The organism is Streptomyces sp. NPDC005811 (assembly GCF_040630405.1).
Lineage (GTDB): Bacteria > Actinomycetota > Actinomycetes > Streptomycetales > Streptomycetaceae > Streptomyces.
Genome location: NZ_JBEXXK010000048.1, coordinates 1 through 15,586, shown reverse-complemented (window position 1 = coordinate 15,586; position 15,586 = coordinate 1). Strand labels below are relative to the sequence as shown.

Here is a 15,586-nt window from a genome sequence, read left to right as displayed (position 1 = left end):
CGACAGCTTGTAGGCCGCAGATCACGCCGACAGGTGAACAAGAATGCCGGTACGTCTAGGCGTCGGGGGAACGCGGACTTGGAGTGTGCGGCCTCCAGTCGCTGCTTTCCATCGTGTGCTGTAGGAAGCTCGGGTCGACCCGTACGTCTCCGGTCAGCCACCAGGCTCGGCGCTCGAATGCCAGGTCACCTGTGACGGTGAATGGGAGCTTGTGCTGGTAGGCGAGGATGGCCCACTGGTGGCCCTCCCCGGTGAGCTGCATCCGGACGTTCCTGACGCGGCCGCGTACATCGGCTTTGACGATGACCTCGGCGGTCTCCTCGTCGTCGGACACTTCCTGGTGGAGGCTTGTCACCAAACCCCGGAGGGTCTCTTCGCGTGGGGGTTCTTCCTGCCGCACGAGGCGTTCGCGGACGGCGGGCAGGGCGGCGATGACGTCCCGGTCGAGAACGATGGATGAGCCGTCCACCTGCGGCGGTTCTTCGCCGGCGGCCCATTGGAACGACAGGTCCAGCGCGCGTAGTCCCTGGGGCTGCGTCATTTCTTCGAGAGACTCGACGAGGCTGGCGCTGATACCGAAGTCGCCAGGGGCATCGAGCACTTGTGCGTTCCAGTGCTCGGCAAGGCCCCGTGTGGTGTGCAGACCTCGTGCCAGGGTCTCCATTACCTTGCGCGGGAAGCCCTGTACCACAGGGTCTTGCTCCGGTTCGGTGCTCTCGGGATCACTCAGCCGGGTGACCACGGTGAAGACGAAACTGCCCTTCTTGGTGTGGCCGAGCCGGACATCGTCCTCGAGGAACTCGCTGACACGCGCCGGACGTCGACCGACGTGAGAGTGGTACGGGTCGGCTGCGGTGGTAGCTGCGGCCTTGAGCATCTTGTGGAGGGACTCGATGGTGGCCTCGGCCTGGCGGAAGGGGATGGTTCCGTCGAGCACAACCTGGTCCAGCCGGACGAAGAAGAGGTCGGCGTGGGTGGCGACGATGCGCTCCTGCAGTTCGCCGGGATCCGAGTCGTAGATCCTTCCGAGTGCCAGGAGGGTATCGGTGAAGCGCTGCCGGAAGTCCGCGAAGTCCGTGGCCAGCGGCAGCATGATGCGTGCGCGGTCACCGCCTGTGTCGCCGGGGAGACGCCAGACCTCCCTGACGTTGCGCTGGCTGGCCTCCAGGACCCACCGATGAGCAGCGAGGTACTGGGAGACCGCGGAAGGAGTGAGCAACTCGCTGACCTCGCGGTAGCCGTCGCGTGTCGAGGTATTCACCAGTCACCCCCTTCTCCGATGGCTGCCATGATGTCCTGAAGCTGAGCAACGTCGAAGAGGTTCGCCCGCGGCAAGTGGACTGTCTTGGACTCCTGCCCGTCGGGCAAGGGGCTGAGCTGGTTCGCCCACTCCCAGTACATGCGACTTCGCGTCAGCAATGCGGCCTCGTCCTGCTCCAGTAGGGCGTCCTGTTCGTCAGGGATGAGCAGCACTCCCAGAACAGCCGGATTGTACCGCTTTGGATGGGTGAGCTTTCGGTATGGCTTGGCCTCCAGGGGCCACGACATGTGGTCCTCCTTGAGGAGGTGATGCTGCGTCGTGCACTTGAGCTGGAGCTCGAACTCCGGGCAGTAGTACGTCTCGTACTCCGCAGACGACACGATGGTGATGTCGACCCCGTCGAAGTCCGTCTGGTGGCTCTTGATCGAGAAGCCGGCCGCGTACGTCACCATGTGGGTGAATGCCAGGCTGAAGTGCTCCTGCTGGGCTGTGATGGGCAGGCTCCCGCTCTCTGCCCCGACAACCGGCACACGATGATTGGGCAGACCTGACATTCAACCCCCCCGAGCCTGGTCCAGATCCGCACCGTAGCTGCCGCCACGCCTCGACTGAAGTCTGTGGTCGCCAGTTCACCAGATCGAGACCGCACGCCGTCGCCGGGCAGTCGCTCGCGGCCGCGGGCCGAGGCGCCGCGTGGGGCGAGTGCCCGAAGCCTCGCGCTGCACAGTTATCCACAGGCTGGCGCGTAACCGGCGGGAGGCCCGTACGGTGTGGGCTTCGCTGATCACGAGCACGGGGGTGCGTTGTGCCGTACGAGGTTGATCTGGCTATCCGGGCGGAGGATGCGCTGGATGAACTGCCGCCGGAGGGACGGCAGGAGGTCATGGAGACGATTGCCGCGGCGCTGGTGCGGCCGTGCGGGTGGCCCACGCCCGGCGGGTGGCATGCGGCGGTGGTGTTCGGGCCCCGCTCGTGGGTGTCGTTCACCGCGTTCCTCGGCGGCATCGAGGTGATCGACGTGGGCTGGGCGGGCTGACGCAGTCCGGCGTCCTCGAAAGGAGCGCGGCTGCGCAGGCCAGCACGTCCTGCGGAGTGTGATGGGCGAGCAGAGCGTGCAACTGCGACTCAAGACGGTGACGCCTCTCGCGTCGCTCGCGCGCGAGACCGGTCGTGATCCGCTCACCAAGGACGTCCCGAGGACGCCGGCCGCTGGCGCCCGCCTCCCGGCGGATCGCGGCATCGACGTCCTGGGGGAGGTCGACATTGAGCAGGACGCGGCCATCACGATCGGGGTAGTGCGTGGTCAGCACGTCGATCGGCAGAACATCGTCCAGCCGGCGCCGCAGCCGGTGCAGCGCGCGGCCCGGACTCGTGCCGCTGTGCACCGTCATCAGCCGGGTGCGGTCGGCGTTCGCCGCGAACAACATCCTGCGACGGGCCCGGTCGAGCTCCCGGGCGGTAGCGGGTCTGGTCAAGGAGATCTCGACAGCGTACTGGCGCATCGTCACGAGTGGGCCTGCCGCGGTGCGGGACTGCCGGGACCGGGACGGCGCCGGTGAGCGGGCAGGCGCGTGTGGATGTGTTCGTGGTGGCGGAGCGGGTCGAAGGGCTCCCAGTCCGCCACAGCGAGATCACCGGCCGTAGGGGTGGCGTCATGCTGAAGACACCGCTGACTGCGCCAGCGCAACTGCTCCTGATACGGCAGCGCGGACAGGCTGTAGACGGCCATGACGTCCGACGGCAGCGCCAGTTGACCGCGCTGCACGCTCACGGGCACCAGATTCCACACGCCACGCAGAGCACCAGGGCCGAGCACCTTGGCGCTGCAGCGCACCCGTCGCCGGGTCTGGGTGACGCACTGGATCTCCTCGATGGGGCAGGACGCCAGGTAGCGCAGGTACAGCAGTTGCACCACGGGCCTGGCCGGGCGGCAGACCTCCTCATCCGGTCGAGGGCCGTTCTGCGGCGGGGCCGCGGACGGGGCGAAGACCCCGGCATCCAGCAGTCTGCGCGTTCGCAGCGCAAGAGACCGACGCAGCCCCGAGAGCTGGAGCGCGTCCGGCGGCGCCGGACGCGCGGGACACAGTACGGCGTGCGGCAGGCGGCACCAGCTGCTTCCGTCGCCCGAGGGATGAGCGACGCCGGAGCTGACGTGCCAGCGGCAGGACTCCGGCACCCGGCTGGCGGGCATCTCGTGCGGATGCAGTCGCACCCGGCGCTCGTTGCTGCGCACGTACCACTCGACCGGATTGCCGCACTCGCGGCAGGACGCGGTCTGGCCGCAGCGCAGCAGCCGGCTGACGCCCTCCGGGTCGACCCGCAGGGACCTGCGGGGTGGGGCGCTCACGCGGCTGCCGTCCCAGCGTCGCGCAGAAGGATGAGGTGAAGAGCACATGCGGGCGAAGCTGCCAGCCAACACGCCGCGCCGACAGCACCCGGCCCGCCGGATCCCCCGGGCAGACCAACAAGGAGCGACAGGAGTACGAACGACTGATCACCTGTTCGGTGAGCTGTCGCCGGTTCAGGTGATTCGCGGCAGCCCGCGCCGTCCTCTGATCAGCCGCCGGCGCCCCGGGGTGGTTCGTGTCCGCGGCAGAGGGTGGCGAAGAGCTCGTCGAACGGCGTGCCAAAGGCATGGGCGAGGGCGTGCCACGTCTTGAGCGTGCCGACGGTGCGCCCCTGCTCGATCTCGATCACGGTGCGCCTGGCCAGGCCGCTGCGGGCCGCGAGCTCGTCGTAGCTCCACCCGCGGGCGGCCCGCAGCCGCGCCAGTTCCAGCCGTAGCTCGTCGAGGTCCGGATCGGGCGGCAAGATCGTCACCCGACCATCCGACGGTGCAGACCCCTGCCCTGTCAGTGCAGACCTCTGCCCTATTTCTCCCGGCTGTCCCGCAAGCGGGAGGGCAGAGCTCTGCACTACGGTGACGGCCGCCCGCCACAAGAGAGGAGCGGCCGGTGCGTGATCGGGAAGGAGGGCCGCTTGTCCATGCCACTACGCACCGCGCGTCCTGCGCCCCCGCGCGCCTGGACGGTGGAGCTTCGGTCCCAGGCAGGCCGACTGCTTCTGACATGCCAGCAGTGCCCTCTGGCTGGCTGGCCGGTCAGTGCGGCCTCCGCCCGTTCGGCCGCGCTGGCCCACCTCGCCCGGCACGCCCGCGGTGATCTGCGAGCGCCTCATCTGCGGACGTGTCACTGCCATGAGCGCGGCTGCCGCTGGCACCGCCGCCACCGGGGGTGCGACGGGCCCATCCGCCTGCTCCTGGCCTGCGAACGCGGTGGCCGGGTGTGGCGCCTCGTCGACGCCTGCGGAGCTTGCGCCGCTGCAACCGACCAGGCCGCCGTTGTTCCAGACACCGCTCTTGTCAGCTCCCGCCACCCGACTTCCATGCGTCTGCGCCGTCCCCGGCTTACGAGAGGGCCCGGCGAGCGCGTGCGCGTGAGCGAGATTCTCAGCTACCTCGCCGCGGCCCTTCCTTCGGAGGTGTCCGCCGAAGCAAGGCTCCTCGCCCTGCAGTGCGCGCTGCGCATGAACGCACAGATGAGGGTCACCCTCCCCGCAGGCGTGCCGCACAGCCTTAGCGTCGGCGCCGCACAAGCCTGTCGGGAGCTGGAGCAGGCGCGCTGGCTGCGTCTCGATGCCCCGCCCGGAGCGGCCGGAACCGCCGCGCAACTGCTCGATGCTGCGCTGCTTGCCCAGCCGCCCGCCCGTCCGGACCGAAGACGCGCCGCCGACTGGGCGCTGCGCACTGGGTGCCCGGCACGGATCGGGATGGCAGAGCCACGGATGCAGCTCCTCGGTACCTCCCTCGTTGCCCACAGCGATCCGTCCTCGGGAGATGGGGTGCGCGAAAGCGACCGTGTCCTACGTGACTGCGGTTTACCAGAACGCGAACTTGCTCATGGTCTGGACCGTTTGGCGGGCAGCGGCGTTCTGGAGATGTGGCAGATCTGTCCGCACTCAGGCGACGTGCACTGGACTCTCGAGCGGAGCCGGTGAACTTGCGCTCGAACCATCTCTGTAGGTTCCGCGCTTCGGTGTCACATGCCGACGCTGTGAGCTGGTCGTTCTGACGGTTCCACGTTCTTTGCCCCCTTGATCGTTCCGCGCTCGGTGTCCATTCCCTGACGGCCTTGAGGTCCTAGCTCAGACACCAGCCGCAAAGTAGCGGCTTGCTCGTCGCCCTAGTTGCAATCGTCGGCCATCCACATCCTCACCGAAACGATGGAACCCGCGGCGGGGGCGCTGCTTGCTGGGCGTGCCAACACTTTATTCCTGGCTTCAAGTGACTACGGTATGGACACCGCCCACGCCCAACAGGTGAAGGACCGGGGATGCAGGAAAAGACGGCCCGAGACATCACAGTCTGGTGCGCGGTGATTGGCCTGCTCCTCTTCCTGTGGTTCAGCACTCCCCTCGGAGGTTGGGTGAGCAGGCACGTATCGGGTCATTCAACATCGTCGACGTCACCGACCCCATCAGTGACGTTAGAAGGTCTCGGCCTCAACATGCTGGCCTACTGCCGGGCACACGGCTTTGCCGGGTCCCGCCGTGAAGGCCCGGACCTCAAAGTCGTCAAGGACTGGACATGCGTGTCTCGGCGACGGTTGAACGCTGACCCTCTGACGGCGGATCAAAAGTGACCCACTTGGTGATCTTCGTCTGACTCTGGCCTTGGTGATCAAGGTCAGGAGGGAAGGTGATCCTCGTGGAGGACTGGGCAGAGATCCGCCGACTGCACCGGGCCGAGCAGATGCCGATCAGGGCGATCGCACGGCACTTGGGCATCTCGAAGAACACCGTCAAGCGTGCCCTGGCGAGCGATCGGCCGCCGCAGTACCAGCGGCCGTCCAGGGGCTCAGCGGTCGACGCGGTCGAGGTGCAGATCCGGGAACTGCTGCGGGAGACCCCGACGATGCCCGCGACGGTGATCGCCGAGCGGATCGGCTGGGAGCGAGGCATGACGATCCTCAAGGACCGGATCCGGGAACTTCGCCCTGCCTATCTCCCCATCGATCCGGTCTCGCGCACGGTCTATCGGCCCGGTGAGCTGGCCCAGTGCGACCTGTGGTTCCCCGACGCGGAGATCCCTCTGGGCTATGGGCAGACCGGCCGCCCGCCGGTGCTGGTGATGGTCTCCGGCTACTCCCGCGTGATCACCGCGCGGATGCTGCCGTCACGCAGGACCGGCGACCTGATCGACGGCCACTGGCGGCTGCTGAGCGAGTGGGGCGCCGTCCCCAGGACGCTGGTCTGGGACAACGAGGCCGGCGTCGGCCGCGGCCGCCCGACGTCCGAGTTCGCCGCGTTCGCGGGCCTGCTCGCCACCAGGATCCACTTGTGCCGTCCCCGGGATCCTGAGGCGAAGGGGCTGGTGGAGAGGGCCAACGGCTATCTGGAGACCTCGTTCCTGCCCGGGCGGCACTTCAGCGGACCGGACGACTTCAACACCCAGCTCGGGACATGGCTCAAGGTCGCCAACCGGCGCATCCACCGCACCCTCGGGACCCGTCCGGCCGACCGGTGGGAAGCAGACCGGGCCCAGATGCTCACCCTGCCCGCGGTCGACCCACCGGCCTGGTGGCGGTTCTCGACCCGGCTGGGCCGAGACCACTATGTCCGCGTCGACACCTGCGACTACTCCGTCGACCCCACCGCGATCGGCCGTCAGGTCACCGTGCTGACCGACAACGACCAGGTCATCGTGCTGACGGCCGACGGCGAGATCGTCGCCCAGCATGCCCGCTGCTGGGCCCGCCACCAGACCCTCACCGCCCCCGAGCACGCCGAGACCGGCCGCACGATGCGCGAGGAGGCACGCCGTCGGCCCACGGGTCATGTCCAGGCCGTCGACTCCGCCTCTGGCCCGCTCGTCGAGGTCGAACAGCGCGAGCTGGGCTCGTATGACCGGCTGTTCACCGTCATCGACGGCGACGCCGGCAAGGAGGCCGGCTGATGCCCCGCGCCTCCGCCGCCGGCCGCGAGGCGCCCGCACCGGCTGCGACCACGAGCCGCAGGACCGGCCAGCAGACCGCATCCGACCTAGCCTTTCTTGCCAGAGCGATGAAGGCGCCGGCCCTGCTTGCCGCTGCAGACCGGCTCGCCGAACGGGCCCGCAAGGAGTCCTGGACCCACACCGAATACCTCGTCGCCTGCCTCCAGCGCGAGGTCTCCGCCCGCGAATCGCACGGCGGCGAGGCACGAGTACGCGCCGCGCGATTCCCCGCGATCAAGACGATCGAGGAGCTCGATGTCACCCATCTGCGCGGCATGACGCGCCAACAGCTCGCGCATCTGGGCACGTTGGACTTCATCGCGGGCAAGGAGAACGTCGTCTTCCTGGGTCCGCCCGGCACCGGCAAGACGCACCTGGCAATCGGCCTGGCAGTGCGGGCCTGCCAGGCCGGACACCGCGTCGCCTTCGCCACTGCAGCCGAGTGGGTCGACAAACTCGCAGCCGCCCATGACACCGGCCGGCTGTCGGCCGAGCTCACCAGGCTCGGCCGCTATCCGCTGATCGTGGTGGACGAGGTCGGCTACATCCCCTTCGAAGCGGAGGCCGCGAACCTGTTCTTCCAGCTCATCTCAAACCGATACGAACGCGCGTCCGTGATCGTCACCAGCAACAAGCCCTTCGGACGCTGGGGAGAGGTCTTCGGGGACGAGACCGTGGCCGCCGCCATGATCGACCGCCTGGTCCACCACGCCGAGGTCCACTCCCTCAAGGGCGACTCCTACCGGATGCGAGGACGCGAACTTGGACGCGTCCCCAGCGACACAACCGACAACGACTGAACCACCACCAACCGGGTCAGAACTCAACCGCCCAAAGTGGGTCAGAGTTCAACCGACGCCGACATCGTGCGCGGGGACGGAACCGCAGAACCGATTACGACTAGCGGTCCTCTCTCATTCAATGAGACCTGCCGTGAGCAGCACGGCCCCGATTTCGTCGCCGTGAATACCGACCCCAACGGGCCATGGAACTCGCCTCGCTGCGTAAAATCGTGAGACGGGGTATGAAGCCGCGCCCCAGCAGGATGTGCCTCTGCTGGTGAGAGCCCGACGCTAAGCACCACGGGTGTGCATGGTCCGCGGCATGCTGAAACGCCCCGCTACTTTGCGGCTGGTGTCTGAGCTAGGACCCCAGGGCCCTGACGGTGCGGGCTCCGGACGAGTCGCAGTGTCCACAGCCCAATGCTCTGACCAGCGGTTCCACGAGGCTCTGTCCAATCGGACATCCGTTGGACAGGGCGGCCCGGAATTGGACGCCGGAACGCGGAACCTACAATCTCGACGAGCAGGATGCAGGAAGGCGCTGGGGGTCGTCGTTATCTAGGGTTGTCAACCTAGTCTCCCATGTCAGAGCGTTAATCAGGCTTCTGGCACGTTAGGCACGTAGGTCCAGCGATGTCCGGAGACCTCGGGCGTTCGCTTCGCTCGGTCGGTGCCATCGGCGCCAGCCCTGACGGAGCATGACCCTCAGCCTCATGGGGTTACGGGACAGCTCATTAGTGGGTGCCGCTCGGGGCGATTCTCAAAACCCTGCTGAGCAAGCCTTCGCCTTGTCAGGATGTGCGCATGGACACTTCGCCCGCTCTGCCGGATCCTCTCCGCGCGATCATCTTCGACGCTAACGCGCTCGGCAACGGACTCCCTCATCTAGGGAAGGTGCGGCGAATCGCGGCCCTGGCAGCAGACGCAGGAGTCGAGACATGGGTTCCGGAGCTCGTGGCCCTGGAGTGGGCGGAGCACCTCGTCCGCGAGGTCGAGACCTTCCGCGTCGCAGCGAAGTCCGCAGTGAAGACGATGTCTGCGGCAGGCATCAAGGTGCAGCCCCCAGTACTCCCTTCGGACGGCCAGGGTGTCGCCGAGGACTTTCTCAGGGAGCTGGAAGCCGTGCCGGGCGTCACGATCGTGGAGCTAAGCGGAGACGCGGCACGCGCTGGACTGAGGGACCAGATCATGCAGACTGGGCCCGGCCGGAAAAAGCAGGGAGTCAAGACCGGGGGTTCCGACTCCGCCTGGCTGCGGGACGTCCTAGTAAAGGCTGGTGGCTCGTTCGACGGTGTCGCCCTGCTCAGCCAGGACGGCGATGTACAGGTCGCCTGCAAGGCTCTCGGAGTGGCTCCTCCCCAGATGATGAACTGGAAGGACTTCAACCAGGCGCTGTTCAGGCTGGTGAAGAGCCCGCAGGTACTGGAGCGCAGGATCACCCACTACTTCTCCTCGCTGGTGGGCGACTCAAAGGGAACTCATCACGACTGGGCCGAACCGGACTTGGATCTCGGCGGCTTCGAGGCCGATGAGGCGCTCCTGCTGGCCGGCAGCCACCAACACCAGCCCGAACTGGATGACGTCACCCTGCGCCAGGTGTATGAGGTGCTCGATGTGTCGGACATCCGCATTGAGTACGCGACGACGGGCGAGGAAGCTGGCGATGACCCTCGAAACGCCACGCTGGAGGCGACCGTTGCGTTCCGTGCCGACCTAAACGTCTCTACCTATGAACTCACAGTGGATGGCGGCGTCGAGATGGGCTGGCACCCCGTAGACGACGTACGCGTGACCAGTTCGCTCATCATCGAGGTCTCCGAAGGAGAAATCCGCTCTTACGAGCCGGTCGATAGCTCCCGCGTGACGCGTATGTGATCCGCGCGTATACGGCCGGGCACCCGTTCGAAGAAGGTCTTAAAAAGGGCGTTCAGCGCGCCGTGCTCGGCATCGTCCGCCTTAACAACCCCCGAGCCTCCTTCGGGGACGGTGCCGCATTGAGGGGCTCCTGCACTATTCAGGCCAGACGCGAGTACCTGTGACTACGTGAGCAGGGCGGCGAGTGCTGCGGTCACGGAGGCGGCGAGGGTGAGGACCGCGGCGAAGGTGATGGCGGCGCGAGTGAGGGCGGCGGGGTAGGTGGCGCCGTCCATGCGGGCGAGCTTGCCCGCGCCCGCCGCAGCGAGCAACGCGACGACGATGACGAGTGCAGTGGTCAGCAGGACGACGGCCACGACGGGCTCCCTGTACATGGTGGGGTGTTGACGTGCTCGAAGGTCGCGGAAACGGTGTGCGCCGTGGTTCGCCCGGACGAAGATGAACACCGGCGAACACACCACGGCCCCGGGGGCGAGCACGTGCACGACGAACAGGGCGGTCACACTCCGGACTCGGCTCTGCGGGAACTACGCAGGAGACTGGATGACGGTTTGGCCCAGGCCAGGCTGAACAAGACACAGCTCGTCCAGCGCACCGGGCTGGGGCGTACCTCCGTGTCGAATGCGTTCTCGCCCCGACTGCCTGGGCCGTCGGCGGAGACGGTGGTGGCGCTGGCCCGCGAACTGAAGCTGCCGGTGCAGGAGCTGCTGGCGTTGCAACGGGTCGCGGCCGGGAAGTTGGACGCGGCCGAAGCGGGCAGGTCGGCCCCGGGCAGGCCGATCGGTGAGTGGGAGCCCCATGCCCTGGAGGTCCACCCGGCCGGGCCCGGCTCCGGGTCGCCCGGGCGGCGGGTGCTGCCCGGATACGTGCCCCGGCCGCATGACGAGGTGCTGGCCGATGCGGTGCGTGTTGCCGCGGGCGGCTTCAGCCGGATCGTGGTGCTGGTGGGCACCTCGTCGACGGGGAAGACACGGGCGTGCTGGGAAGCCGTCCAGCCGCTGGCGGCCGAGGGGTGGCGGTTGTGGCATCCCTTCGCCCCGCCCCGGGCTGAGGCCGCGCTGGAGAAGCTGGCCCGGGTCGGGCCGCGCACAGTGGTGTGGCTGAACGAGGCCCAGCACTACCTCGGCGACCGGACAGTTGGCGAGCGGATCGCGGCGGACGTGCACGATCTGCTGGTCAGCCCGGAGCGTGGGCCCGTTCTCGTGCTGGGCACGCTTTGGCCCGACTACCTCAAGCAGTACACAGCCCTGACGATGCCGGGCGAGGTAGACCTGCACAGCCGGGTCCGGGAACTGCTCTCTGGCCGCACCGTGAAGGTCCCTGACGAGTTCGATGCCGAGGCGCTGGCCAGCGCGGCCGCCCTTGCCAGGGGCGGCGATGCGCTGCTGGGCGACGCACTGAGACGTACCCGCGCCGACGGGCGCGTCACCCAGGACTTGGCCGGCGCCCCCGAACTCCTGCGCCGCTACGAGCACGCCAGCCCTGCCGCCAGAGCACTACTTCAGGCGGCGATGGACGCACGCCGCCTCGGCGTCGGTCTCCACCTTCCCCAGACCTTCCTCACCTCTGCCGCCCCCGAGTACCTCAGCCAGGCGGACTACGACGACCTCACCGACGACTGGGCGGAACGGGCCTACGCCGAGCTCGCCGAACCCGTCCACGGCAAACAAGCCCCGCTGCGCTGCACCATCCCCCGGCCCCTGCGCCGCCCGCCCACCCTCTCCAGCACCATGCCCGCACCGGTACAGCCTCCGGCGGCACCGGTGTTCCGGCTCGCCGATTACCTGGAACAGCACGGCCGCACCACACGCAACCACTGCTGCCCGCCCGCCTCCTTCTGGCACGCCGCGCAAAGCTTCCTCACCCACCCCGATGACCTGTACAACCTGGCTACGGCGGCCGAAGCCCGGAACCGCCTGCAAATCGCCCACCACCTCGACCACCGCGCCGCCGACCATGGCAGCACCGCTGCCCTGGTCCGACTGGCCCTGCTGCGAAAGAGCACCGGGGACCGGGAGGGCGCCGCGGCACTCCTCCAACACGCTGCCGATCGCGGCAGCACCGACGCCCTGGTCCGCCTGGCCGGGATGCGGCAGGAGGCCGGGGACCGGGAAGCCGTCGATACCCTGTCCGAGCAGGCCGCCGACCGCCGGGACACGGACGCCCTGGAGCACCTGGCCGGGATGCTGGACGAGGCCGGGGACCGAGAGAGGGCTGAGGCCCTTCACCAGCTGGCGGCCCAGCACGGCAGCATCACCGCCCTGAGACGCCTGGCCATGATGCGGGAGGCCGCGGGGGACCGGAAGGCCTCCGAGGCCCTGGCCCGCCAGGCTGCCGAGCACGGCAGCACCGACGCGCTGGTCAGCCTGGCCGTGGAGCGGGAGAAGGCCGGCGAACGCGAAGCCGCCGAGGCCCTTCACCAGCAAGCAGTCAAGCACGGCAGCGCCATGGCCATGACCCGGTTGGCCATGATGCGGGAGGCGGCCGGGGACCAGAAGGCAGCCGAAGCCCTGGCCGGGCAGGCCGTCGATCAGGGCAGCGCCATGGCCCTGATCAAGCTGGCCATGATGCGGGAGGCGGCGGGAGACCGGAAGGCAGCCGAAGCCCTGGCCGGGCAGGCCGCCGAGCACGGCGCCGCCGTCGCTCTGGTCAGCCTGGCCAGAATGAGGGAGAGGGCCGGGGAGCCGGAGTCCGCCGAGGCTCTTCTCCAGCGGGCGGCCAGGTACGGCAACACCATGGCCCTGACCCGCCTGGCCGACCTGCGGGAGGCGGCAGGGGACGCTAAGGGCACCGACGATCTTCTCCAGAGGGCGGCGGACCACGGCGACTCCGACGCCCTGGTCCGTCTGGCCGGAATGCGGGAGAGGACCGGGAACCGGGCAGGTGCCGATGCCCTGGCCCGGCAGGCCGCCGGCAACGCCCACGATCTGGCCCGCCTGGCCATGATCCGGGAGGCGGCGGGGCACCGGAAAGCCGCCGAGGACCTGGCCCGGCAGGCCGCTCAGCACGGCAACATCCAGGCCCTTATCGACCTGGCCGAAAAGCAGGACGCAGCGGGGGACCACCAGGCTGCCGTGGCCCTGGCCCAGAAGGCCGCCGACCACGGCACGGGTACCCAGCACCATCTGCCCGTGCACCGGGGGATGCTCAGCAGACTGTGGCCGTATGGCCTGGACCCGGACGGCACGCCGATGCCTGCATGGCAGCAATCCATGTGCTGCAGCCAGGAAGGACTGCGACCCAGCTAAGACCGTGTCCTACGTGGTGAGGCGGACGAGGCGCTTGTAGCAGCACAAGGCCGCAGCGAGACCGAGAAAGGCCAGGTAGTTGCGGGGATTGCGTTCGTAGCGGGGGCTGAGCCTACGGTAGCCGGACAGCCACGACATCGTCCTTTCGATCACCCACCTGCGGCGGCCCAGCCGTTCACTGGACTCGATGCCTTTGCGGGCGATCCGGACTCTGATGCGCTTGCCGCGTAACCATTTCCGCAGGTCCGGGCGGTCGTAGGCTTTGTCGGCGTGGAGGCGCTGGGGCTTGAAGTACCGGCCGCGATGGGGGTCGTGTCTCGTTTGGTGACCCGCCACCATCGGCTTCAGACCTTCGCTGTCGTGGGTGTTGCCGGCTGAGACGCCGACGAGTAGGGGCAGTCCGTTCGCGTCCGACAGGACGTGCATCTTGGAACCCGGCTTGCCCCGGTCCACGGGGCTCGGACCTGTGTGTTCGCCCCTTTTTTAGCCCTGACGTGGGCGGTGTCGAGGACGACGCGGGTGACGTCGATGAGGCCGGCGTCGTCGAGCCGGTGCAGTACGGCTTCGTGGAGGCGGCCCCAGACACCGGCTCTGGACCAGATCAGAAATCTGCGGTGGGCGGTCGACTTCGATATCCCGAAGCAGGGCGGCAGAGCCCGCCAGGCACAACCACTGACCAGCACGTAGACGATCGCCGCGAACAGCGTCTCATCAGGCGTGTCCTGCGTCCCGCCGCCCTGCGGACGCACCTTCGACGGCGGGATCAGCGGCTTCGCGATCTCCCACAGCCCGTCCGGAACAATCCAACTCCACGTACCCCGCCCCATGAACAGACCAACGACCGCCTCACCACGTAGGACACGGTCTAAGAAGTCATCTCATTTGGTGAGTCGGCGGTAGCAGATGAGGGTGCAGGCGATGGCGGCGAAGGCGAGGAAGTGGTCGGCTTTGCGTTCGTAGCGGCGGTGGAGTCGGCGGCAGCCGGCGCTACGGACCGCTCCACGACCCAGCGGTGGCGGCCCAGGCGGGTGGAGGACTCAAGCGCCCCCCTCCACGGCGAACTGCCCTGCTTACCCGGCACAACCTCGCCCACTGGCGCGGGCGGGAATGAGGCATGGGGCAGAGCGGTCGAGTGACTGTACCCGGCGTTGGGAAAGAGATCCGCGGCGCTGATGATCAGCTCCCGGCAATGCGTGACTTCCGCCCGATGCGGCAGACATGGCTGCCCAGTTCGGTTCAAGCCCGGCGACATGCTGTCAGACGTTCGTGCGATGATCCCCCGTCATGGGGAGATACAGGTGGGGGACAGCAACCGTCGGAGCGCTCCTGACGGTGACCATGGCGGCAACGAGCGGCTGCGGCGGCGACCCGAAAGCCTCGGCCGCCGATAGCAAGCCTGCCGCCGTGGCGCCCAGCTTCAGTAAGGCGGCTGCGGCTTTCCAGGACGAGGCCGCGAACGCTTACCTGGACGACGAGTGCACGGAGGAGGCTGGGACGTGCTGGGACAAGATGAAGCACATCGTGGCCTCCGCCCGGGTCCTGCGGAAGGCCATGAACGGCGAGGAGAGCGTGGGCCCCGAGTTCTGGACCGACGCCTACGCTCTGATCGACAAGATGGAGAAAGGCCTCGAGCCCGGCGAAGACCTGGGCGTTAACGATATGACGTCCAACCGGCCGGCGGTCTTCGGCTCTGCTCACGATCTGGCCGACTGGCTCGACGAGCATCCGATCAAGTAGCACCCGACTCCGCTTCACACAGGGGCCCCGCACGCGCCGTGCGGGGCCCCTGTGGCGTTCTCAGACAGACTCGGCCGAGCTCTCGTAGTTTGCAAGGAGGAAGGATCTCCCAGGGCTTCGGGGGGAAGGCAGGTAACGGCAGCCCGCATGATGATGTCGCTGACACGCGGACGCGGCCTGAGTGACTGGAGGAGATGACGGACACCGCGCCCGGCTGCGCTGGTGATCCCGTACAACTGGATTGCGCTCTGATGCATTGTCAGTGGCGCCCGCCACACTGGCCTTCTCAGCGATGTAGCAGGGGGGCCGATGGCGTTCCGGGCCGTGCACGCGCAGTGGGGGACGGTCTTCGCGCACTTACCCGATCTCGGGTGCGGGCGGTCGTGGGAGGCGGTGTGGAGAGTCCGGCCGCTCGCACCGATCACCTGCGACGAGTGCCGGCACCCGATGCACGCCAAGCGGTCCCCCAGCGGCCTGCGGTTCTTCGCCCACGCCCCAGGGGCCCCGGAATGCGCGCTCGCCGGGGAGACGTTGGCGCACCACCTGCTGAAGCTAGAGCTGGCAACCGCCGCCCGAGAAGCCGGAGCGTATGCGGAGTTACTGACTTTTGCGACGTAATGTCGTTGGGGGCTGACGATGTGTGATCGTTGCGGTATGCCGGTTGTGTGAGATATCCGCAGGGTGGTGGGCT

At 68.1% G+C, this 15,586-nt stretch carries 14 protein-coding genes and 1 pseudogene; 8 read left to right on the top strand and 7 right to left on the bottom strand.

Annotated elements, in window-relative coordinates:
* Nucleotides 1-55 precede the first annotated feature (55 nt).
* Together ABZ490_RS38480 and ABZ490_RS38475 are read right to left on the bottom strand one after the other, a co-directional pair.
* Nucleotides 56-1,261 (bottom strand): hypothetical protein, encoded by a 1,206-nt coding sequence (locus ABZ490_RS38480; protein WP_359001397.1) that lies wholly within the window; start codon nt 1,259-1,261, stop codon nt 56-58.
* A complete protein-coding gene (locus ABZ490_RS38475) occupies nt 1,258-1,791 on the bottom strand; it encodes a DUF4365 domain-containing protein (protein ID WP_359001394.1) in 534 nt (177 codons plus the stop codon). The genes ABZ490_RS38480 and ABZ490_RS38475 overlap by 4 nt, the downstream gene beginning before the upstream one ends.
* A 275-nt stretch (nt 1,792-2,066) precedes the next feature.
* Between ABZ490_RS38475 and ABZ490_RS38470 the strand changes: the two genes are divergently transcribed.
* Together ABZ490_RS38470 and ABZ490_RS38465 are read left to right on the top strand one after the other, a co-directional pair.
* Nucleotides 2,067-2,297, top strand: coding sequence for a hypothetical protein (locus ABZ490_RS38470; RefSeq protein WP_359001391.1), 231 nt, complete (start codon nt 2,067-2,069; stop codon nt 2,295-2,297).
* Between the two features lie 61 nt (nt 2,298-2,358).
* Nucleotides 2,359-2,820, top strand: a complete 462-nt coding sequence (locus ABZ490_RS38465) for a hypothetical protein (RefSeq protein ID WP_359001388.1) — start codon at nt 2,359-2,361, stop codon at nt 2,818-2,820.
* Here ABZ490_RS38465 and ABZ490_RS38460 read toward each other — a convergent pair.
* Together ABZ490_RS38460 and ABZ490_RS38455 are read right to left on the bottom strand one after the other, a co-directional pair.
* Nucleotides 2,766-3,608 carry a DUF6083 domain-containing protein gene (locus tag ABZ490_RS38460; RefSeq protein ID WP_359001385.1) on the bottom strand — a complete coding sequence of 281 codons (843 nt, stop codon included), beginning with the start codon at nt 3,606-3,608 and terminating at the stop codon, nt 2,766-2,768. The genes ABZ490_RS38465 and ABZ490_RS38460 overlap by 55 nt on opposite strands.
* 209 nt (nt 3,609-3,817) lie before the next feature.
* Nucleotides 3,818-4,081 carry a helix-turn-helix transcriptional regulator gene (locus tag ABZ490_RS38455; protein WP_359001382.1) on the bottom strand — a complete coding sequence of 88 codons (264 nt, stop codon included), beginning with the start codon at nt 4,079-4,081 and terminating at the stop codon, nt 3,818-3,820.
* A 615-nt stretch (nt 4,082-4,696) separates the two neighbouring features.
* Between ABZ490_RS38455 and ABZ490_RS38450 the strand changes: the two genes are divergently transcribed.
* From ABZ490_RS38450 to ABZ490_RS38435, 4 genes are all read left to right on the top strand, one after another.
* Nucleotides 4,697-5,257: a hypothetical protein gene (locus ABZ490_RS38450; RefSeq protein ID WP_359001379.1), complete on the top strand. Its 561-nt coding sequence runs from the start codon at nt 4,697-4,699 to the stop codon at nt 5,255-5,257.
* Nucleotides 5,258-5,957: 700 nt separating this feature from the next.
* Nucleotides 5,958-7,214 carry an IS21 family transposase gene (gene istA / locus ABZ490_RS38445; RefSeq protein ID WP_359001376.1) on the top strand — a complete coding sequence of 419 codons (1,257 nt, stop codon included), beginning with the start codon at nt 5,958-5,960 and terminating at the stop codon, nt 7,212-7,214.
* The gene (gene istB, locus ABZ490_RS38440) at nt 7,214-8,053 is read left to right on the top strand and encodes an IS21-like element helper ATPase IstB (protein WP_359001373.1); all 840 of its coding nucleotides are present in this window, start codon (nt 7,214-7,216) and stop codon (nt 8,051-8,053) included. The genes istA and istB overlap by 1 nt, the downstream gene beginning before the upstream one ends.
* A 786-nt stretch (nt 8,054-8,839) precedes the next feature.
* On the top strand, nt 8,840-9,910 hold the full coding sequence (locus ABZ490_RS38435; RefSeq protein ID WP_359001370.1) for a hypothetical protein: 1,071 nt from the start codon (nt 8,840-8,842) through the stop codon (nt 9,908-9,910).
* 164 nt (nt 9,911-10,074) lie between these two features.
* Here ABZ490_RS38435 and ABZ490_RS38430 read toward each other — a convergent pair whose 3' ends face one another.
* Complete coding sequence (locus ABZ490_RS38430) at nt 10,075-10,284, bottom strand: hypothetical protein (RefSeq protein ID WP_164296120.1); 210 nt, start codon at nt 10,282-10,284, stop codon at nt 10,075-10,077.
* Between the two features lie 177 nt (nt 10,285-10,461).
* Here ABZ490_RS38430 and ABZ490_RS38425 point away from each other — a divergent pair, with 177 nt between their 5' ends.
* Nucleotides 10,462-13,158 carry a hypothetical protein gene (locus ABZ490_RS38425; RefSeq protein ID WP_359001365.1) on the top strand — a complete coding sequence of 899 codons (2,697 nt, stop codon included), beginning with the start codon at nt 10,462-10,464 and terminating at the stop codon, nt 13,156-13,158.
* A 9-nt stretch (nt 13,159-13,167) separates the two neighbouring features.
* Here the strand turns inward: ABZ490_RS38425 and ABZ490_RS38420 are convergent.
* Together ABZ490_RS38420 and ABZ490_RS38415 are read right to left on the bottom strand one after the other, a co-directional pair.
* Nucleotides 13,168-13,985, bottom strand: a protein-coding gene (locus tag ABZ490_RS38420; protein WP_359001362.1) for an IS5 family transposase whose coding sequence is annotated in 2 segments (ribosomal slippage) — nt 13,168-13,637 and nt 13,637-13,985 — 819 coding nt in all. Because the reading frame shifts where the segments join, the coding sequence is not laid out codon by codon here.
* A 51-nt stretch (nt 13,986-14,036) separates the two neighbouring features.
* Nucleotides 14,037-14,200, bottom strand: a pseudogene (locus ABZ490_RS38415) (IS5/IS1182 family transposase); the annotation flags it as partial.
* Nucleotides 14,201-14,490: 290 nt separating this feature from the next.
* Between ABZ490_RS38415 and ABZ490_RS38410 the strand changes: the two are divergent.
* The gene (locus ABZ490_RS38410) at nt 14,491-14,895 is read left to right on the top strand and encodes a hypothetical protein (RefSeq protein WP_359001359.1); all 405 of its coding nucleotides are present in this window, start codon (nt 14,491-14,493) and stop codon (nt 14,893-14,895) included.
* Nucleotides 14,896-15,586 lie beyond the last annotated feature (691 nt).